This window comes from Streptomyces griseoruber, assembly GCF_001514205.1.
GTDB lineage: Bacteria > Actinomycetota > Actinomycetes > Streptomycetales > Streptomycetaceae > Streptomyces > Streptomyces griseoruber.
This window is the reverse complement of record NZ_KQ948763.1, coordinates 751,257-771,504: the sequence shown is the minus strand read 5'-3', so window position 1 is coordinate 771,504 and position 20,248 is coordinate 751,257. Positions and strand designations below refer to the sequence as shown.

The 20,248-nt window shown below is 71.6% G+C and carries 18 protein-coding genes, 1 tRNA gene and 1 pseudogene; 7 read left to right on the top strand and 13 right to left on the bottom strand.

Annotation, left to right across the window (positions count from 1 at the left end; genetic code table 11):
- Positions 1–18: 18 nt before the first annotated feature.
- A complete protein-coding gene (locus AQJ64_RS03245) occupies positions 19–2,166 on the bottom strand; it encodes an elongation factor G (RefSeq protein ID WP_055635777.1) in 2,148 nt (715 codons plus the stop codon).
- A gap of 345 nt (positions 2,167–2,511) precedes the next feature.
- The gene (locus AQJ64_RS03240) at positions 2,512–3,213 is read right to left on the bottom strand and encodes a nucleotidyltransferase domain-containing protein (RefSeq protein WP_055635776.1); all 702 of its coding nucleotides are present in this window, start codon (positions 3,211–3,213) and stop codon (positions 2,512–2,514) included.
- 219 nt (positions 3,214–3,432) lie between these two features.
- On the opposite strand from AQJ64_RS03240, the gene AQJ64_RS03235 reads away from it, so the two are divergent.
- From AQJ64_RS03235 to AQJ64_RS03205, 7 genes are all read left to right on the top strand, one after another.
- Positions 3,433–4,548, top strand: a complete 1,116-nt coding sequence (locus AQJ64_RS03235) for an NAD(P)/FAD-dependent oxidoreductase (protein WP_055635782.1) — start codon at positions 3,433–3,435, stop codon at positions 4,546–4,548.
- A 31-nt stretch (positions 4,549–4,579) separates the two neighbouring features.
- Positions 4,580–4,879 carry a (2Fe-2S)-binding protein gene (locus AQJ64_RS03230; RefSeq protein ID WP_055635775.1) on the top strand — a complete coding sequence of 100 codons (300 nt, stop codon included), beginning with the start codon at positions 4,580–4,582 and terminating at the stop codon, positions 4,877–4,879.
- Positions 4,872–6,275: an NAD(P)/FAD-dependent oxidoreductase gene (locus tag AQJ64_RS03225; RefSeq protein WP_055635774.1), complete on the top strand. Its 1,404-nt coding sequence runs from the start codon at positions 4,872–4,874 to the stop codon at positions 6,273–6,275. Before AQJ64_RS03230 ends, AQJ64_RS03225 begins: the two co-directional genes overlap by 8 nt.
- Before the next feature lie 52 nt (positions 6,276–6,327).
- Entirely contained in the window at positions 6,328–7,224 is an 897-nt protein-coding gene (locus AQJ64_RS03220) for a dihydrodipicolinate synthase family protein (protein ID WP_055635773.1), read from the top strand.
- A gap of 46 nt (positions 7,225–7,270) precedes the next feature.
- On the top strand, positions 7,271–8,272 hold the full coding sequence (locus AQJ64_RS03215) for a proline racemase family protein (RefSeq protein ID WP_055635772.1): 1,002 nt from the start codon (positions 7,271–7,273) through the stop codon (positions 8,270–8,272).
- 71 nt (positions 8,273–8,343) lie between these two features.
- On the top strand, positions 8,344–9,054 hold the full coding sequence (locus AQJ64_RS03210) for a GntR family transcriptional regulator (RefSeq protein ID WP_055635771.1): 711 nt from the start codon (positions 8,344–8,346) through the stop codon (positions 9,052–9,054).
- A 168-nt stretch (positions 9,055–9,222) separates the two neighbouring features.
- Complete coding sequence (locus AQJ64_RS03205) at positions 9,223–10,521, top strand: flavin-containing monooxygenase (RefSeq protein ID WP_055635781.1); 1,299 nt, start codon at positions 9,223–9,225, stop codon at positions 10,519–10,521.
- Between the two features lie 110 nt (positions 10,522–10,631).
- On the opposite strand, the gene AQJ64_RS03200 is transcribed toward AQJ64_RS03205, so the two are convergent.
- The 11 genes and pseudogenes from AQJ64_RS03200 to AQJ64_RS03150 all read right to left on the bottom strand — a co-directional run.
- Entirely contained in the window at positions 10,632–11,978 is a 1,347-nt protein-coding gene (locus AQJ64_RS03200) for a cytochrome P450 (protein ID WP_059202388.1), read from the bottom strand.
- A gap of 8 nt (positions 11,979–11,986) precedes the next feature.
- Positions 11,987–12,580, bottom strand: a complete 594-nt coding sequence (locus AQJ64_RS03195) for a GTP-binding protein (RefSeq protein WP_055639148.1) — start codon at positions 12,578–12,580, stop codon at positions 11,987–11,989.
- Complete coding sequence (locus AQJ64_RS03190; RefSeq protein WP_055639149.1) at positions 12,555–12,932, bottom strand: DUF742 domain-containing protein; 378 nt, start codon at positions 12,930–12,932, stop codon at positions 12,555–12,557. Before AQJ64_RS03190 ends, AQJ64_RS03195 begins: the two co-directional genes overlap by 26 nt.
- Positions 12,929–13,330, bottom strand: coding sequence for a roadblock/LC7 domain-containing protein (locus AQJ64_RS03185; RefSeq protein ID WP_055639150.1), 402 nt, complete (start codon positions 13,328–13,330; stop codon positions 12,929–12,931). Before AQJ64_RS03185 ends, AQJ64_RS03190 begins: the two co-directional genes overlap by 4 nt.
- Positions 13,327–14,499: an ATP-binding protein gene (locus tag AQJ64_RS03180; protein ID WP_059202387.1), complete on the bottom strand. Its 1,173-nt coding sequence runs from the start codon at positions 14,497–14,499 to the stop codon at positions 13,327–13,329. Before AQJ64_RS03180 ends, AQJ64_RS03185 begins: the two co-directional genes overlap by 4 nt.
- A gap of 530 nt (positions 14,500–15,029) precedes the next feature.
- Positions 15,030–15,114: transfer RNA gene (locus tag AQJ64_RS03175), tRNA-Leu, on the bottom strand.
- Between the two features lie 921 nt (positions 15,115–16,035).
- Positions 16,036–17,144: pseudogene (locus tag AQJ64_RS03165) on the bottom strand (aldehyde dehydrogenase family protein); the annotation flags it as partial.
- Positions 17,145–17,330: 186 nt separating this feature from the next.
- Complete coding sequence (locus tag AQJ64_RS03160; protein WP_055633985.1) at positions 17,331–18,008, bottom strand: GntR family transcriptional regulator; 678 nt, start codon at positions 18,006–18,008, stop codon at positions 17,331–17,333.
- A 219-nt stretch (positions 18,009–18,227) separates the two neighbouring features.
- Entirely contained in the window at positions 18,228–19,175 is a 948-nt protein-coding gene (locus AQJ64_RS03155) for a beta-ketoacyl-ACP synthase III (protein WP_055633984.1), read from the bottom strand.
- 171 nt (positions 19,176–19,346) lie between these two features.
- Positions 19,347–19,490, bottom strand: a complete 144-nt coding sequence (locus tag AQJ64_RS49525) for an MFS transporter small subunit (RefSeq protein ID WP_167738980.1) — start codon at positions 19,488–19,490, stop codon at positions 19,347–19,349.
- Positions 19,456–20,248: MFS transporter (locus AQJ64_RS03150; RefSeq protein WP_244902632.1), on the bottom strand; the 793-nt coding region annotated here is incomplete at its 5' end. The genes AQJ64_RS03150 and AQJ64_RS49525, both read right to left, overlap by 35 nt.

Genomic DNA, 20,248 nt, shown 5'->3' with positions numbered 1-20,248 from the left:
AGGGCGGCGGCGGGGAACCTACGGCGTCATCGCCGCCGCGGGTGCCGGGGCGTACCCCGTCGGCCGGGCCGTGAAGATGCCGCGGCCCTGCGTGCGGCTGCGCAGCCGGGTCGCGTATCCGAACAGCTCCGCCAGCGGGACGGTGGCGGTGACCACCGCCGAGCCGCCGCGCACCACCGAGTCGGTGACCCGGCCGCGCCGGGCGGCGAGGTCGCCGAGGACCCCGCCGACGGCGTCCTCGGGCACGGTGACCGTGACCTCGACGACCGGCTCCAGCAGGACCATCGCACAGGCGCGCAGGGCCTCCCGGAGCGCGAACCGGCCCGCCGTGCGGAAGGCCGTGTCGGAGGAGTCCTTCACATGGGTCGCCCCGTCGGTCAGGGTGACCCGCAGCCCCGTCACCGGGTGACCGCCGAGGGGGCCCTCTGCGAGGGCGTCCCGGCAGCCGGCCTCGACGGCCCGCACGTACTCCTGCGGCACCCGACCGCCGACCACCGCCGACCGGAACTCGAACCCGTCCTCCAGCGCCTCCACATCGAGCACGACGTGCGCGAACTGCCCTGCCCCGCCGTCCTGTTTGACGTGCCGGTACACCACACCGGACACACCCCGGCCCACCGTCTCCCGGTACGTCACCCTGGGGCGGCCGACGTTGACGTCCAGCCCGAGGTTGCGGCGGATCTTCTCCACCGCGACCTCCAGGTGCAGTTCGCCCATGCCCGACAGCACGGTCTGCCCGGTCTCGGGATCGGTCCGCACGACCAGCGACGGATCCTCCTCCGCCAGCCGGGCGAGCGCCGAGGCCAGCCGGTCGGTGTCGGTGCTCCGGCACGCCTCGACCGCCACCGACACGACCGGGTCGGCGACACCGGGCGGCTCCAGGACCAGTGGGTCCCCGGGCGCACACAGGGTCGAGCCGGGCCGGGCCGACTTCAGCCCGACCACGGCCACGATGTCGCCCGCGACCGCCCGGTCCACCTGGGCGTGCCGGTCGGCCTGCACCCGCAGGATCCGGCCGATCCGCTCGACACGCCCCGTACCGGACTCCCACACCGGGTCTCCCTTCTCGATCGTTCCGGAGTACACCCGCAGGTAGGTGAGCCTGCCGGTGGGGGTGGCGCCCACTTTGAAGGCGAGGGCGGCGAACGGGGCGGCGGGGTCGGCGGGGCGTCGCTCGTCGGCGGTATGCCGCATACGATCGGCCGCATGGTGCATACGGTCGGCGGCATGGTGCATATCGTCGACCGTCGCCTGGCTCCGACCGCGCCGCATACCGTCGACGCCATCCCGGATCCCGCATACGGCCGGCATGTCCAACGGCGACGGCAGATAGTCGACGACGGCGTCCAGCAGCGGTTCGATCCCCCGGTTGCGGTACGCCGATCCGCACAGGACGACCACACCGTCCCCCGTGCGGGTCAGGTCCCGCAGGGCGGCGGTGAGGGTCTTCGCGGAGAGTGTCTCCCGGTCGCAGAACTCCTCCAGCGCGGCCGGGTGCCGTTCGGCGACCGTCTCCTCCAGGAGCCGGCGCCGGCGCAGCGCCTCCTCCCGCAGTGCCTCCGGTACGTCCCCTTCGACGGCGGTGTCGCTGCCGTCGCCCCAGGTCAGTGCCCGCAGGCGGAGCAGGTCCACGACACCGGTGAAGGTGTCCTCGGCGCCGATGGGGAGGTGGACGACGAGCGGGACGGGGTGCAGGCGGGCGCGGAGGGAGGCGACGGCGGTGTCGAGGTCGGCGCCCGCACGGTCCATCTTGTTGACGAACGCGATCCTCGGTACGCCGTGCCGGTCGGCCTGCCGCCACACCGACTCGCTCTGCGGTTCCACGCCGGCGACGGCGTCGAACACCGCCACCGCCCCGTCGAGGACCCGCAGGGCACGTTCCACCTCGTCGGCGAAGTCGACGTGTCCGGGGGTGTCGATCAGGTTGACGCGGTGACCGTTCCAGTCGCAGCTGACGGCCGCGGCGAAGATGGTGATGCCGCGGTCGCGCTCCTGGGGGTCGAAGTCGGTGACGGTCGTGCCGTCGTGGACCTCGCCGCGCTTGTGCGTGGTCCCGGTGGCATACAGGATCCGCTCGGTGACGGTGGTCTTGCCGGCGTCGACGTGGGCGAGGATGCCCAGGTTGCGTACGACGGAGAGGTGACGACGGTCGGGGTTGTTGCGCACGGCCCTTGGCCTTTCGGGTGTTCTCGGGGAACGGGCGGCGCGATGGGCTGATGCCACGTGAGGGTCGCGCCGTCGGCTCGGTGGAGCGGACGGCGCGTTGGTGTGGCCGGACGGGCGTCAGCGCATCCGGTGTCCGGCGCGCAGCGGACACCGGACGGACCAGGACACGAGGATCACCTCGTAGCGGGCGCGGGGAGCGACGGTGGCGGTGCGGTCTCGCATGGCCGTGCTCCCTTCGTTCGTCATGGTGCTGGTTCGTCTTGGTGGGCCGCGGCCCGGTCGTGGGCGGCGCTCGGCCTGCGGTGAGTGTAGGAGCGAGACGGTCTGCCCCGCACGGCATTTATCTCACGCCGGTGTGGTCGACTCTGTGTAGAAGTGCCGCCGGACCCGGCGCAGCCAGGCCTCCGCCGCCCGTTCGTCGGGCTGTTCGGGCAGCACGCTCGGGGTGTCGGCGAACTTCTCCTCGAAGCCGCGCAGCAGCGGCAGGGCGGCCTCGGGGTCGGCGGCGACCTGTTCGCCGAAGCGGCGGTAGCTCTCCGGGTCGTCGACGCGGATCGTCAACCGGCCCTCGGCGTACAGCTCGTAGCCCTGGGTGCAGAGCCGCTTGAGGTGCCGGGCGTGCTTGGCGATGCGCCGGGTGGTGTGTTCGGTGGGTGTGCGGTCGCCGCGGTTGTGCAGCTTGCGGAACTGCTGGGTGGCGTAGCCGAGGTAGGCGTCGCGGACCCGCCGGGAGCCGAGCAGTGTGGTGCGGATGTCGCGGAGTTCGTCGCCGAGGGGGGTGCGGACCTCGTACAACTCGTCGGGGAGCCAGACGAGTTCCATGACGGTCGGGTTGCCGCCGAGGGCGAGCCGGCACCACTTGGCGGCCTCGTGCAGTGTGCGGTCGGGCGCGGTGGAGACGTGGGACTCCTTCGGCGTGTGCAGGCCGTGCAGTTCCTCGGTGGGGGCGGCGAAAATGCCGAGGCGGTCCACGTCGGATCCCGCGTGGGCGAGCCCGTAGGCGGTCGAGCCGACGACGCCGGACAGAAGGATGTTGCTGACGGTCACTGGTGCCCCCGCTGGTGTGCGCCCGGCGGTGTGCCCGGGCGACGGAACCGCCATGATGCCCCGGCGTGCGCCCCGCCCACCTCACCTTTTTCGGCATGCGGCGACGGCCGGTCGGCCCTCCGCCGTGTTCCGGCCTTCTTCCGCCCATCCAGAACCATGTGACATATTACTGTGGTGACCAAGCGACCTTGCGGTGACGTGGTGGTCGTCGGCGCCGGCATGGTGGGCGCCGCCTGTGCGCTGTACGCGGCCCGTGCCGGGCTCGATGTCGTCCTGGTGGACCGCGGTCCGGTGGCGGGCGGCACCACCGGCGCGGGTGAGGGCAACCTTCTCGTCTCCGACAAGGAGCCCGGTCCCGAACTCCGACTGGCCCTGCTGTCCCTGCGGTTGTGGGCGGAGCTCGCCGAACCGCTGGGCGCGGCGGTGGAGTACGAGCCGAAGGGCGGACTGGTCGTCGCGTCCACGCCCGAGGCGCTCACCGCCCTGACGGACCTGGCCGCCGGCCAGCGCGCCGCCGGGGTGGCGGCGGTCGCCGTCGGGCCGGATCAACTCCGCGACCACGAACCGTACTTGGCGCCCGGTCTCGCGGGTGCTGTGCGGTATCCCCAGGACGCCCAGGTGATGCCGACCCTGGCCGCCGCCCATCTGGTACGGGTCTCCGGTGCGCGTCTGGAGACGGGCCGGACCGTGACGGGTGTCCTGCGCGGCGCCGACGGTGCCGTGCGCGGGGTACGCACCGACCGGGGTGATCTCCTCGCGCCGGCCGTGGTGAACGCGGCCGGTACCTGGGGCGGTGAGGTCGCGGCGATGGCCGGGGCGGCCCTGCCCGTGCTTCCCCGCCGCGGGTTCGTGCTGGTCACCGAGCCGCTGCCGCCCCGGGTGCGGCACAAGGTGTACGCCGCCGACTATGTGGCCGACGTGGCCAGCGACTCCGCCGCGTTGCAGACCTCTCCGGTCGTCGAGGGCACCGCCGCCGGGCCCGTGCTGATCGGCGCGAGCCGTGAACGGGTGGGCTTCCACCGGTCGTTCTCCCTGCCGGTCGTACGGGAACTCGCCGCGGGGGCGACCCGGCTCTTCCCCTTCCTGACGGACGTACGGGTGATGCGCACGTATCTCGGCTTCCGCCCCTACCTGCCGGATCATCTGCCCGCGATCGGTCCCGACCCGCGTGTGCCGGGGCTGTTCCACGCCTGCGGGCACGAGGGCGCGGGCATCGGGCTCGCCACCGGCACCGGTCGTCTCCTCGCGCAGGTGCTGACCGGCGAGAACCCGGAGCTGGACCTGACGCCGTTCCGTCCCGACCGCTTCGCCGAGTCCGAGGAGGCCGCACAGTGAGCCCGCACAAGTCCCCCCGTGGAGCCCGCTCGTGAACCCGCTGCGGCTGGTGCGGGCCCGGCCCGGTGCGCCGTTCACCGTCACCTTCGACGGCCGTGAGATCGAGGCGCTGCCGGGACAGACCCTCGCGGCCGTGCTGTGGTCCGCGGGCGTCACCGCCTGGCGGAGCACACGGGGCGACGGCCGGCCGCGCGGGGTGTTCTGCGGGATCGGCGTGTGCTTCGACTGCCTGGTCACCGTCGACGGCCGCCCCAACCAGCGGGCCTGTCTGGTTCCCGCCGCGCCGGGCGCGGACGTCCGCACGCAGGAGGGGACGGGCCACGATGCCTGAACGCAGCCCGGTGCTCGCGGTGATCGGGGCAGGACCGGCCGGTCTCGCCGCCACCCTGGCGGCGGCCGGGCGAGGCGTCCGGGTGGTGCTGGTCGACTCGGCCGCGGAGCCGGGCGGCCAGTTCTACCGGCAGCCCGCGCGCGGCCTCGGCGCCCGCCGCCCCAAGGCGCTCCACCACCAGTGGCGCACTTGGCGGCGCCTGCGTACCGGCCTCGACGCGCGGCTCGCCGCCGGACAGGTCACGTACCTGAGTGAGCATCATGTGTGGTGCGTGGAACGGGAGTCGCCCGGTTTCACCGTGCACGCACTGCTCGGACCGGAGCAGCGGGAGTCCGTCGCGCTGCGTGCCGACGGGGTGCTGCTGGCGACCGGCGGATACGAGCGGGTCCTGCCGTTCCCGGGCTGGACGCTGCCCGGGGTGGTGACCGCGGGGGGCGCGCAGGCGCTGCTGAAGGGCGGACTGGTGCTGCCGGGCCGTACCGTGGTCGTGGCCGGGACGGGCCCGCTGCTGCTGCCCGTCGCGACCGGTCTCGCGGCGGCGGGCGCCAAGGTGGCCGCCCTGGTCGAGTCGGCCGACCCGAGGGCCTTCGCACACCGCGCCCGGTCCCTCGTGGGAGCCCCGGCCAAGCTCGTCGAAGGCGCTGGTCACGCCGCCCGACTCGGTTGGCACGGCGTCCCCCTGAGGGTCCGTCATACGGTGCTGGAGGCGCACGGCACCGAGCGGCTGGAGTCCGTGACGATCTCCGCGCTCGACTCCGAGGGGCGCCCGGTGCCGGGCAGCGAACGCCGTGTCCTCTGCGACACCCTGGCCGTGAGCCACGGACTGCTGCCGCACACCGATCTCGCCGACGGGCTCGGCTGCGGTCTCGACGGGGTGACCGTGCGCGTGGACGAGGAACAGCGCACCGACGTCCCCGGCGTGTGGGCGGCCGGCGAAGCCACGGGCATCGGCGGCGCGGCCCTGTCGCTGGCCGAGGGCCACATCGCCGGACGCTCGGCGGCGGCCCGGCTGCGGGGCACCACCCCCGACCCTGGCGCATGGGCTTCGGCGGCCCGCACCCGTACCCGACTGCGCGCCTTCTTCGCCGCACTCGACGGCGCCTACGCCCCCGCTGCCCGCTGGGTGGAACGGGTGACCGACGGGACGGTGGTGTGCCGGTGCGAGGAGGTCACGGCCGGGGCGGTCCGTGCGGCCGTGGGCTCGCTCGGCGCCGGCGACCTGCGCACCGTGAAGCTGCTGACCCGGGCCGGGATGGGCTGGTGCCAGGGCCGGATGTGCGAACCCGGGGTGGCGGGCGTGGCGGGCTGCGCGCCGGCCCCGGCCCGCAGACTGCTCGCCCGCCCGGTCCCCCTCGGCGTCCTGGCCGAACCCGCCGACCCTCCGCCGCCGCAGTGAACCGCTCACACCGCACCCCCCGACGCGAAGACCGGAAGAGAGGCCCGCGCCCATGACCACCTCAGAGCAGCGCCCCTGGCGGGGCGTCCTCGTCGCCACCGCGCTCCCGCTGCGCGACGACCTCTCCGTCGACCACGACCGCTACGCCGAGCACTGCGCCTGGCTGGTGGCGAACGGCTGCGACGGCGTCGTACCGAACGGCTCGCTCGGCGAGTACCAGGTCCTCACGCCCGAGGAGCGCGCCCGGGTGGTGGAGACCGCGGTGGCCGCGATCGGCGGGGACCGGGTGATGCCGGGCGTCGCGGCGTACGGCTCGGCGGAGGCGCGGCGCTGGGCGGAGCGGGCGCGGGAGGCGGGCTGCGGGGCGGTGATGCTGCTGCCGCCCAACGCCTACCGCGCCGATGAGCGGGCGGTGCTGGCCCACTACGCGGAGGTCGCCGAGGCGGGGCTGCCGGTGGTGGCGTACAACAACCCGATCGACACCAAGGTCGACCTGGTGCCGGAGCTGCTGGCCCGGCTGCACGGGGAGGGGCTCATCCATGCGGTGAAGGAGTTCTCGGGCGATGTCCGGCGCGCCTATCGGATCGCCGAACTCGCCCCGGACCTCGATCTGTTGATCGGTGCGGACGACGTACTGCTGGAGTTGGCGGTGGCCGGGGCCAGGGGCTGGGTCGCCGGATACCCCAACGCGCTGCCGCGGGCCTCGGTGGAGCTGTACCGGTCGGCGGTCGCGGGGGATCTCACCACCGCGCTCCCCTTGTACCGGCAGTTGCATCCGCTGCTGCGCTGGGACTCACGCGTGGAGTTCGTACAGGCGATCAAACTGTCGATGGACGTGGTGGGCCGGCACGGCGGCCGGTGCCGTCCGCCGCGTGTCCCGCTGCTGCCGGAGCAGGAGGCGGCGGTCCGCGCGGCCACCGAGAAGGCCGTCGCCGCCGGTCTCACCTAGGAGCCGTGGCCGGGCGCCACAACACCACCGCACAGAAGGGGACTTCATGCGCAGCAAACTCGTCCTGCACGCCGTCGACTCGCACACGGAGGGCATGCCCACCCGGGTGGTCACCGGCGGGATCGGCACCATTCCGGGCGCGACGATGAACGAGCGGCGGCTGTACTTCCGAGAACACCGTGACGACGTCAAGCAGTTGCTGATGAACGAGCCGCGCGGCCACTCCGCCATGAGCGGGGCGATCCTTCAGCCGCCCAGCCGGCCCGACTGCGACTGGGGTGTCGTCTACATCGAGGTCTCCGGCTATCTGCCGATGTGCGGGCACGGCACGATCGGGGTGGCGACCGTGCTCGTGGAGACCGGCATGGTCGAGGTCGTCGAACCGGTCACCACCATCCGGCTGGACACCCCGGCCGGGCTGGTCGTCGCCGAGGTGGCGGTCGAGGACGGCGCGGCCACGGCGGTCACCCTGCGAAACGTGCCGTCGTTCTCCGTCGGCCTGGACCGCAAGGCGACCCTGGCCGACGGCCGTACGGTGACGTACGACCTGGCCTACGGCGGGAACTTCTACGCCATCCTGCCGCTGGAGGAGTTCGGGCTCCCCTTCGACCGGGCACGCAAGGACGACATCCTCGAGGCCGGGCTGTCTCTGATGGAGGCGATCAACTCCGAGGAGGAGCCGGTCCATCCGGAGGATCCGTCGATCCGCGGCTGCCACCACGTCCACCTGTACGCGCCCGGCGCCACCGCCCGCCGTTCCCGGCACGCGATGGCCATCCATCCGGGCTGGTTCGACCGCTCCCCCTGCGGTACGGGGACGAGCGCGCGGATGGCGCAGCTGCACGCGCGGGGTGAACTCCCCCTGCACACCGAGTTCGTGAACGAGTCGTTCATCGGCACCCGGTTCACGGGCCGGCTGCTCGGCACGACGGAGGTGGCCGGCCGTCCCGCCGTTCTTCCCAGCTTCACCGGGCGGGCCTGGATCACCGGAACCGCACAGTACCTGCTGGACCCGACGGACCCGTTTCCGGCGGGGTTCGTGCTGTGACGCCGGGGACTTCACCGCCGTAGATACTGGTGATACGTGATATGGCACAGCCCGCACCGAGGAGATCCGCCATGGCCGCCCCGCCCCCGAGCAGCAGCCCGACGCCCGCAGTGCCGTCTCCGCTCTCGCTCCCCGTGCTCGGCGGCCGGCGCAGCAGCTACCGCGAGCGGGTCGTCGACGCGCTCCGGGCCGCGCTGATCGCCGGCGAGCTGCTGCCCGGCGAGGTGTACTCGGCACCGGCCCTGGCCGCCCGCTTCGGCGTGTCGGCGACCCCGGTGCGCGAGGCGATGCTGGACCTGGCCAAGGAGGGCCTGGTGGACGCGGTGCCCAACAAGGGGTTCCGGGTCACGGAGGTCTCCGACCGGCAGCTCGACGAGTACACGCACGTCCGCGCGCTCATCGAGATCCCCACGGTGGCGGGGCTGGCGACGACGGCCGACCCGGTGTCGCTGGAGGCGCTGCGGCCGGCCGCCCGGGAGATCGTGGCCGCGGCGGTGGCGGGTGATCTCATCGCCTATGTGGAGGCCGACACCCGTTTCCACCTGGGCCTGCTCGCCCTGGCCGGCAACGCCCACCTCGTGGAGGTGGTGCGGGACCTGCGGGGCCGGGCCCGGCTCTTCGGCCTGACCGCGCTGTCCGCGTCGGGCCGTCTGCTGGCCTCCGCCGAGGAGCACCTGGAGCTGCTGGACGCCCTTCTGGCCCGCGACGAACGCGCCGTGCGCGAGGTCATGACACGGCACCTCGGGCATGTACGGGGCCTGTGGGCGTCGGCCCACGGGTGACCGGCGACCGACCGACCAGGGAGTAACCGCTTGCGCCCCTGGTCACACCTTCTTCCCCACCGCTCGCCTGTGATCCTTGTCGCGGGCGGGCGACGCGTGGCAGATGCGCCGGATGGGCAGTCACTTGCCCGTGCGTGAAAGGATGGCATCTCACTTGTGGGGGAATTCGTGCGGTTGTGTGTGATCGGTGCGGGTCTGTCAGGTCTGGCGACGGCACACGCCCTCAGGGCCGCGGGGGTCGACTTCGTCTGCCTGGAGCAGGCGAGCGACGTCGGGGGGCTCTGGCGCCGCCCGGAGGCCGGCGAGCGCGGTCCGGGCTATCTGTCGCTGCACCTCAACACCGCCAAGGATCTCACCGGTTACGCGGATTATCCGATGCCGGCCGCCTACCCGCTCTACCCGCGGCACGATCAGATCGCTGCATATCTACGCGCGTTCGCCGACTGGGCCGGCATCCGGGACCATGTCGAGCTGGGAACGACCGTGGAGTCCGTACGGCGGGACGCCGACGGCGAGTGGACGGTCGTCAGCCGGGACACCGAGGGCACGGTCTCGTCCCGCCGCTTCACCCATGTGGTCGTCGCCTCCGGGCACAACTCCGAGCCGTCGATGCCCGCGCTGCCGCAGGGCGCGGACACGTTCACCGGGACGATCCGCCATTCCGTCGACTACCTCGACGGCAGCGAATTCGCCGGACAGCGCGTCGTCGTCGTGGGGCTCGGCAACTCGGCGGTGGACATCGCCGCGGACCTCTCCCGGCATGCCGAGCTGACGGTCCTCTCGGTGCGCCGAGGGCTGCACATCATGCCCAAGCAGTTGTTCGGCATGGCCCTCGACCAGATCGCCGACGCGGCGTGGTGGGTCAGCATGTCCCTGCCCGAGCAGCGCCGTTTCATCGAACAGGCCCTGTTGGTGGCCCGTGGCAAGCTCCGCGACCACGGACTGCCCGAGCCGGACCATCCGGTGTTCTCCTCCGCCGTCACCATCTCCGACGAGATCCTCAGCCGTATCCGCCACGGCGCGGTCACCCCGAAGCCCTCGATCGACTCCCTCGACGGCGACCGGGTCTCCTTCACCGACGGTACGTCCGTGCAGGCGGACGCGATCGTGTACTGCACCGGGTACCGGATGTCCTTCCCGTTCCTGGAGCCCGGCTCCCCCATCGGCGCGCAGGGTTCCGTCGAGCTGTACAAGCGGGTCGTCCCCCCGGATCTTCCGGGGCTGTTCTTCGTCGGTCTGGTCCGCCCCGTCGGGTCGATCACGCGGTTGGTGGAGGCCCAGGCCCAGTGGATCACGCGGCTCGTCACCGGCGACGCGGTGCTGCCGGACGAGGGGCTGATGCGCAAGGAGATCGCGACCTATCTGAGCGGTGTCGCGGGTCAGTACGGGCAGCGGGAGGGGGCGTCGGTCCAGGTCAACGTGGCGCCGTATCTCCAGGAGCTGCGGGAGGAGTACGCCGCCCGGTGAGCGGCCCGAGGCCGTGTCCGGGGAAGGGAAATGCCCGCCCCGGAGGGCGGGCATCGTCTTCCCGTGGGTGCGGCCGGTGTTTCAGGGGGCCGGCGCGGCCACGGGGTGGCTCACTTGGTCAGCCAGTTGAGGAACTTGCTCCACACACCTGCCTGTTCGGGCTGACGTGCACCCGGCGCGGTCGGGCGCGGCGGCGCCTGGACGGTGCTCTGCCGGGCCGGCCGGCTCACCGGCTTGATCGGGGTGAACCGCGTGGGCAGGGTGACGAGACCACGGCTGAAGGCGCCCGGACGCCACGTCAGGCTCTGCTCCGGCACGCTGATCTCGACGTCGGGCAGCCGGTTGAGGAGGTTCTCGACGGCCGACACGACGATCTGCCGGGCGGGCTCCTTCGAGGGGCAGGCGTGCGGGCCGGCACTCCAGGCCAGATGCGCGCGGTTGCTGCCGGCCTTGCGGGCCGCCGACAGTGTGGGGCCGGTGTTGGCGGCGGCGATGCTGACCAGCATCAGGTCGCCGGCGGTGAGCTTCTGCCCGGCGAACTCCATGTCGGACACCGGGTAGTGGGCGGCGAAGTTCGTCATGGGCGGGTTCTCCCACAACGTGTCGTCCATCGCCTCCTCGATCAGGCCGCCCTCGTGGGCGTACCGGTCGTCGGTGAGCAGCCGGTGCAGGGTGTTGCCGATGAGGTTGACCAGGGGTTCGGCCCCCGCGCCCAGCAGCAGGGAGACCTGGTGGAGCATCTCCTCGTCGGACAGGCCGGTGTGATGCTTCAGCAGCCAGGAGGTGACGTCCTCACCGGGCTTGCGCCGCTTGAGGGCGATCAGTTCGCCGACGGCCTGGAACAGCACCTCGCTGGCCTTTTCGGCGTTGATTCCCTCGAACATGCCGGAGATGCCGAAGAAGACACGGTCGCCGATGTCGGCGGTGCAGCCGAACAGCTCGTTGAACACGAACAGCGGGAGCTGCTTCGCGTAGGAGCCGACGAGGTCGGCCGAACCGCGTTCGCTGAACTGGGAGATGAGGAAGTCGGAGATCCGCTCCACGCTCTGGCTCAGTCGCATCGGGTCGATGCGGGCCATGCTGTCCGTGATGGACTGACGCAGCCTCAGATGCTCGGCGCCGTCGGAGGACATGCAGTTGGGCCGGTAGGCGAGCACGGGAAGGACGGGGCTGTCGGGGGCGATCCGGCCCTCGTTGAAGTCCCGCCAGCGGCGCGCGTCCTTACGGAACGACCCGGAGTCCTGGAGGAGTTGGAGTGCGGTGGCGTATTCGGTGACGAGGGTGGCCTCGACTCCCGGGGCGATCTCCACGGGCGCGGTGGGCCCGTAGTGCCGCAGGTAGGTGTAGTAGGCCTGCGGGTCGGCCGCGTACTCCGGCCCGTACAGCGGCACTCTGCCGCCGGGCTGGTGCGCCGGGCAACCCGGAGGGGGCACGGGGGCGGTGGGTTGGGCGTCCATTTCTGCTCCTAGTGGGCACGGTCCTGCAAGTGACGGACGAGGGTGATCAGCGCTTGGGCCGAGGACTTCTCGTCCCGTGCGTCGCAGGTGACGACGGGGGTGTCGTCGAGCAGGTCCAGTGCTTCGCGCAGGGCCGTCACGTCACGCGGGGGCGCGCCGTCGAAGTGGTTGACGGCGATGGCGTAGTCGAGTCCGTACTGCTCGATCAGGTCGATCACGGCGAAGGAGTCCGCGAGTCGCTCGGGGTCGACCAGCACCAGCGCGCCGAGCGCGCCGCGTGCCATGTCCTCCCACATCTGCACGAAGCGCTGCTGGCCCGGCGTTCCGAACAGGTACAGCACGACGCGGTCGCTGATGGTCAGCCGGCCGAAGTCCATGGCGACCGTGGTGGTGGTCTTGCCCTGGACTCCCTTGAGGTCGTCGACCGATTCGGCTGCCCGCGTCATCGTCTCCTCGGTGGACAGCGGCTGGATCTCGGAGATGGCCCCGATGAACGTGGTCTTGCCCACCGCGAAGTGGCCGACCACGAGGATCTTCACCGCGGTCTGCGTGGCGCCCTCACGGACGTACGCCGTCTCATCCAAACTTGGCCCTGAGACCATTCAGCACCTCCTCCAGGATCTCCCTGTCGGCGAGCGGGGCCCGCTGTACGGGCGGGCGGGTGACGAGGTAGCCGCCCTCGGTGAGGGCGGCGAGGAGGATCTTGACCACGCCGAGGGGCAGTTGGGTGTGCCCCGCGATCTCGGCGACCGAGAGGTAGCCCGCCGAGCACAGGTCGAGCAGGTTCTGCTCCTCCGGGGACAGCCGGGTGGGCCGCTGCTGCCGGTCGGCGACAGCGGTGACCAGGGTGATGAGGGAGAGCTTGTCCTCATCGGGCAGTCCACGTCCCTTGGTGATGACGTACGGACGCACTAATTCCGGTGTCTGGGGTTCCAGTTCGTCGAAACCGGTCATGACCGTACGCCGAGGTTCTCGCGCGGCGGGGTCGTCAGGGCCTTGCCGAGCTGACCGACGAGTTGCTGCATCCGGAAGGTGATGTCCTGCATGTCGACGTCGGGCGAGGCGGAGACGCCGAGGTAGGCGCCCTCACCGGCGGAGATCAGGAAGACCCAGCCCCCGTCGAACTCGACGAGCGTCTGGCGCCACCGCTGGCCGGCGTCCTCGCAGAAGAAGGCGAGCGAGCGGCTGAGCGACTGCACACCGCTCATCGCCGCCGCCACCCGGTCCGCGTCGTCCTTGCCGAAGTCCTGCGTCCGTGCCATCAGCAGGCCGTCGGCGGAGATCAGGACGGCGTGCAGGGCCCCGGGGATCTCCAGGGCGCTGTCAAGCATCCATGACAGGTCGTCGTTCACGAGAACTCATGCCCTTCGCTGCTTGCACCACGGGTGCTGCTCGACTGTTCCGCGGGGTCCGTCTGCGTGGCCCGTCCGGACCGGGTGCCACGCTGGAAGGCGCCCATGATCGCTGCCGTCTCCGCGCCCGAGCGGGCGGGACCGGCACCGTTCGAGGCGCTGCCGGGCACGATGGCCATCGGCCGCTTGCGGCGCCGCTTCGGCAGACCGTCGGCGGTGGTGGCCATGGTCAGCGGAGCCTCGGGACCGCCGGGGGCCGGCGCGGCCGTCACGGGGGACGGGGCGGGGGTCGGATCCTTCTGCTCGGGTGCGGTGGTGAGCAGGTCGTGCGGCAGGAGAAGGACCGCGCGGACGCCGCCGTACGGCGAGGAGGAGTCCACGGACACCTCGAAACCGAAGCGCTCGCTGAGCACACCGATGACCGCGAAGCCGAACTGCGGCGGGTTGCCGAGTGCGGAGACACCGGAGACGCGATCGCTGGACAGGAGTTTCTCGGCGCGGGCCCGTTCCTCGTCGTTCATACCGACACCGGCGTCGTCGACGACGATACAAATGCCCTTGGGCACGGTGCGGATGTTGATTTCGACGACGGTGTCCGGGCTGGAATAGCTGGTGGCGTTGTCGAGGAGTTCGGCGAGAGCGAGGGCGACCGGTTCAACGGCGCGGCTGGTGATGCCGAAGTCGACCTGCGAAAGAATTTCCACCCGCCGGTAATGGCGGACCCTGCCCTGGGCGCTGCGGACGACGTCGTAGACCGAGGCGACATCGCGCTGACGTCCGAGCCAGCCGTCGCACAGGACGGCGATGGACTGGGCGCGTCGGCCGAACTGGGAGTTGGTGTGGTCGATCTCCAACAGGTCCTGGAGGATGACCGACTCACCGTATTTGTTCTGCAGCCGGGAGACAATCAACTGCTGTTCCGCGGCAAGGCCCTGAAGGGTCCGCATGGCGGACTTCAGGACCGTTTTCGTAGCCTCTTCGGCTCTTTCCTGAGCTGCCTCGACGGATTTCGCGTACCCGTTCTCGAGCTCGGCATGGCGAGCCCGGACATCTGCGAACTCCTGCCTTAACGTCCGCGCCGCCCTGCGCTGGCGAACTATGACGGCGACTGCGACGAGTACGGCGACGAGGAGAGCCCAGAGTACCGGGTTCTGTATGTAATCAGTCATAAGACTCTCTTCAGGCGGCCTCGACTGACGGCCAGTTGCTGAATTCCCGTCAATATGCGGGTGGATCGGCGGACCGCCCGCATCGGGGTTGCCGCCCGGACCGTCCCCGTAGTCGGAGATGTCGTCTTGCACCCATCCGCCCGCTCTACAAGCGAGCGTGATCGTATCACCACAAGATGGCGCTACAGACCGTCAATATGCGGACCCTGATGAACATTGACAGACCGTCAGCCGTACCGGGAGGTGACGGCGCGACGGCCCGCGCGAGGACCGCGACAGAACAAGTGATAAACGGTCTTCCGCGACATTCGGGCGAGATGCAAACAATTACTGCGCGCCAGGGAAGGGCCAGGAGCGGCCCGGAACTGCCAGTCCGGTCAGTCCGGCCAGTCCGGCCAGTCCGGCCAGTCCGGCCAGATGCGGCGACGAGAAAGCCCGCACCGGCATGAGCCGGATGCGGGCATCAACTAGACATCTAACAGGCATCAAGCACTCACCGAGCGGATTCGACTCGGCACGGAGAGTGAGAGTGTCCGAGGGGGGACTTGAACCCCCACGCCCGATAAAGGGCACTAGCACCTCAAGCTAGCGCGTCTGCCATTCCGCCACCCGGACAAGGTGTGTGTCGGCCGACGGGGTGTTCCCCGCGGCGACATGGACAACAATACCAAGCTTTCGGAGTGCGTTTCACCTGCATATCCGCACGCCAGACGGCCGCGGCGGGGTCGCACCGAGGGGTGTCACCCGGGGTGACGGACCGGTCACCGCGCCACCGAATCACCACCGCCCTTCCCGCCGCCCGCGCCCTCGGCACCCTCGGCGGCAGGGATGTGGCAGCGCGCGCAGCGGCGGTCGCCGTCGGCTCGTCCAGCGGGACGAGGAAGCGGCGTTCCGCGGCCTCGGGCGCCCGCTCGCCCCGGTGCCGACAGTCGCGGCCGGCCGGGCGGGGTGCGTTCGACGGTGTCGCGGCGGCGGTCGCGCGGGCTGTGCCGTCAGGTCACCGGTCCGTGGTCCTCCAGACCGTCGACGAGCGAGGGCGAGCGCCGCCGCGGACACCCTCGCGAACCCGGCCCGGGCGTGCTCGAGGAGACGGCCGAGCCGGTGCTCCAGGGACGCGACCCCGCTCCCGCGATCACCGGGTACGAGGCGTACGGCCTCGCCCTCGTCCCGTCCGCCGAGGGCATCGCCCGTCTCGCGGAGACCGTGGAGATCCTCCGGCGGATGTGGACCCTCGACGTCTTCGGACCCTCGACGTCCTCGGCTTCGACGGCGCCCACCACCGGCTCAGCGGCACCCGGCTGCCGCGGCCGGTCGCCGGGCACGGCGGCATCCGGAACATCCCCGGACCACCGCACCACAGCGTCGGCTCCGTCGCCGAGCGCGCCCGGATCCTCGACGCGCGCTGCACCGACCTCGGCCGTGCCCCCCGGCCCGCCACGATCACATCGTGCTCAGCCTGCCGTGCCCCTACCCGCGGGGCGTGGCACGGTGGCCGGCCGACGAGGTCGCCGCCCGGGTGAGGTGACGCGGACGCCGTCAGGGCATCAGGTGGTACTCCGGGAAGTTCCCCGGCAGCCGCTCCCCCGCCGGTCCCCGGGTCACCGCGCGCACCAGCAGCTCGCCGCCGACGACCGCGCCCCGCCAGGACGCGCCGAAGCCGCCGAACAGCTCCTCCCGGTCGCCGCGCGAGCGGGGCCGGCCGTGCCCGACCTTGCACGCGCGGATCTGCGGGGCCAGTCGCGCGTAGGTCGCGCGGTCGTCCGTGGACAGGGTGGCGACGAGCGCGCCGTTGGACGCGTTCATCGCGGCGAGCAGCTCTGCCTCCGTGTCGACCAGGACGATCGTGTCGACCGGCCCGAACGGCTCCGCGTGGTGCAGCGGCGAGGACGGCGGCGGGTTGAGGAGCGCGACGGGCTGCACGTACGCCGAGGTGTCCTGGCCGGGGAGGACCCGGGCGTCGGCCGGGTCGCCGCGGTACAGAAGGACGGCTCCGCGGTCGACCGCCTCGGCGACCTGGTCGCGCAGCTCCTTGGCCTTGGCCGCGTTGATCACCGGTCCGAAGTCCAGCCGGGGGTAGGGGTCGGTGCGGCGCTCCACGGCCAGCGGGTGTCTGGTGGTCAGGGTGCGGACCACCGGGAGGTAGGCGGTGAGGAACGCGTCGAACGGCTCGCGCTGGACGACGAACCGCGGATACGCCGTGCAGCGCTGCTTGCCGTAGTCGAACAGTTTGGGGATCACTGCGGCCAGGGTGTCGAAGTCCGAGGGGTTCCAGATGCCCCAGGTGTTGAGTCCCTCCTGTTCGAGGACGCGCCGTTTGCCGAGGTCGGTGACGGCCGTGGCCACCGCGGCGCCGGTGTCGCGGCCGCCGGCGAAGGAGACGCAGCCGATCTCGGGCGCCCGCACCGGCGCCTGCGACACCGTGTTGCCCGCCAGTGCCAGTGCCAGCACCAGCACCAGCACCAGCACCAGCACCAGCACCAGCACCAGCACCGCGTGAACGAGCACGCTCATCGGGTAGTTCCAGCTCGCGATGTTGGAGACCGGGCCGTCCAGCGGGGCCCGGCCGGCCAGCATCGGCTCGATCCCGTCGACGTACCAGCGCACCCCGTCGACGGCCGGTCCACGTCGGCCTGCGCGAACCACGGCAGGGGGCCGGTCGGCGGGAAGGGAGCACGCACGAGCGGCGCCACCGCCTGGACAGGCGCACGACTCAGGGCCCACCACGACGTGGCGGGCCCCGATCGGCATGTCTGCGAATGTTTTTGAGCGGCCGTCAGCTGAGCCCGGAGCCCCGGGGTGCAGGACCGTCAGGCCCTGCACCCCGGGAAGGGTCAGGACTTGGCGCGGGCGTGGTACGAGCGCCGGGTGTGCTCGGTGTGCTCCCGCATGAGCCGGGTGGCCAGCTGTTCGTCGCGGTTGAGGATCGCGGTGATCAGATCGCGATGCTCGATCCAGGACTGCTCGCCGCGCTGCCGGGCGACCGGCGTGTAGTACCAGCGCACACGCCGGTCGACCTGTGCCGCCAGTTCGGCCAGGACCGCGTTGCCCGCCAGCTCCATGATCTTGGCGTGGAAGCGGGCGTTGAGGGCGACGGCGGCGTCCACGTCGTCGTCGGCCACGGCCTGCAGGCCCAGGGCCAGAATCTCGTCGAGGGCGTCGATGTCGTACGTCTTCGCCTGCGCGGCCGCGAGCCGGGCCGCCTCGGCCTCCAACAGCGTGCGGACCGTGAGGAGTTGGTCGGCCTCCTCCTCGGTCGGCTCGTGCACGAACGCGCCCTGCGCGGGCCTGAGGTCCACCCAGCCCTCGGTGTTGAGCCGCTGCAGCGCCTCGCGCACGGGCTGGCGCGAGACGCCGAGGTGGTTCGCCAGCTCGCTCTCGACGAGGTGCTGGCCCGGCTGGAGGGCACGGGTGGTGATGAGCTCGAGCAGCGCCTCGTAGACGCGGTCGCGCAGCGGGCCTGGCCGTTCGAGCTTGGGCACCGCACCCTGCGGCAGTCCTGTCGACAACATCGGTCGGTTCCCCTTCTGGGCAGCGCCGGGCAGCAACGGCAGCCGGGACAGCCACGAATGCGAAAGACGTATGGGGGCAGACTGTATGGAGTCGGCTGTCCACCGTGTACTGCGTACTGTCTACAGCCGACCTTTCGATTGTCTTTCGTCTACAGTCTACGGCGCACTGTGGCCAGTCCCCGGGCCGTCGGACGCGTCACACCGCCGCCGGCGAGCCGTTCACGGGCAGCGTACGACCTGTCCGGCGTACGACAGGTTGCCTCCGAAGCCGAAGAGCAGCACCGGATCCCCGGTGGAGATCGCGCCCTGCTCGACCAGCTTGGAGAAGGCGAGCGGGATGCTGGCGGCGGAAGTGTTCCCCGAAGCGGTGACATCGCGGGCGACCACCGCGTTGACGGCGCCGATCTTTTGGGCCAGCGGCTCGATGATCCGCAGGTTCGCCTGGTGCAGCACGACGGCGGCGAGATCCTCGGGGCGCAGTCCGGCGCGCTCGCAGGCCTGGCGGGCGAGCGGCGGAAGCTGGGTGGTGGCCCACCGGTAGACACTCTGCCCCTCCTGGGCGAACCGCGCCGGCTGGCCCTCGATGCGTACCGCGTGCCCCATCTCGGGCACCGATCCCCACAGCACGGGCGAGATCCCGGGCTCGACGCCGTCGGGACATGCCTCGACGACCGCGGCGCCCGCTCCGTCACCGACGAGGACACAGGTCGTGCGGTCGGACCAGTCCGTCACCTCGGACATCTTGTCGGCGCCGATGACCAGGGCACGGGTCGCGGCGCCCGCGCGGACCGTGTGGTCGCCGGTGGCCAGGGCGTGGGTGAAGCCGGCGCACACCACGTTGACGTCCATGGCGGCCGGCCGCGGGATGCCGAGGCGGGCGGCGACCCGGGCGGCCATGTTGGGCGAGCGGTCGACGGCGGTGGACGTGGCGACCAGTACCAGGTCGATGTCGGCCGGGGCGAGGCCGGCGGCGGCGAGGGCCTTGGCGGCGGCGTGTGCGGCCAGCTCGTCCACGGGCTCGTCGGGGCCGGCGATGTGGCGGGTGTGGATGCCCACCCGGCTCCTGATCCACTCGTCACTGGTGTCGACCATGCCCGCCAGTTCCTCGTTGGTGAGCACCTTGGCGGGCTGGTAGTGGCCGACGGCGGCGATACGCGAGCCGTTCATGTGGGGTCCCCCTCGTTGCCTTGGGTAGCGGGATCCACCAGTCTGATCAGTGACTCGCGGGTACGGGGACAGGTGTTGCGACAGGAAACGGGCGCCGGGGTTGTCAGCTTCCCTCTAACCCTCGGACGCCCGAACACCTCCCGAACACCTGCCCATGAGCAGCCTGAACGGCTACCCGGTGAACAGTTTCGCCGCCTTCTGCACCAGCTCGTACAGCCCGTAGGCGAGCGGGGCGCCCACCCACAGCCAGGCGAGCGCGATGAGCGGCCGGCGGTCCGGCTCAGGCGGACTCGGGCTGCTGTCGGGCTGTGACATCGGCGGCCTCCTTCGTCGGGGCGGGCACATGGTGGCGGGCGGCGACGGGGCGGACCAGCTCGTTGGCGACGAAGCCGACGGCGAGCAGCCCGATCATGATGAACAGGGACAGGGAGTAGAGGTCCGCGCCGTGCTTGCCGGCCTCCTCCTGGCGGTCGGCGATCCAGTTGACGATCAGCGGTCCGAGGACGCCGGCCGTGGACCAGGCGGTGAGGAGCCGTCCGTGGATCGCGCCGACCTGGTAGGTCCCGAAGAGGTCCTTCAGGTAGGCGGGGACCGTCGCGAAGCCGCCGCCGTAGAAGGAGAGGATCACCAGGGCGCACAGGATGAACAGCGGTTTAGAGGAGTCGCCGAACAGCGCGATCAGCGCGTACATGAGCGCGCCGACGCCCAGGTAGAGGCGGTAGATGTTCTTGCGGCCGATCAGGTCGGAGGTGGACGACCAGCCGATGCGGCCGGCCATGTTGGCCGAGGACAGCAGGGCGACGAACCCGGCGGCAGCCGTCACGGACACCGGGGTGGAGGTGTCGGCGAAGAAGTCCGTGATCATCGGGGCGGCCTTCTCCAGGATGCCGATGCCCGCGGTCACGTTCATGCACAGGACGACCCACAGGCACCAGAACTGCGGGGTCCGCACCGCGGAGCGGGCCGAGACCTGCACGCCCGTGACACTGCTCGGCCCGGCGCTCGACCCGTTGCTCGGCCCGCTGCTCGCCTCGTCGGCGACGGCCGGGACGGTGCGGGGGACGCGGACGAGG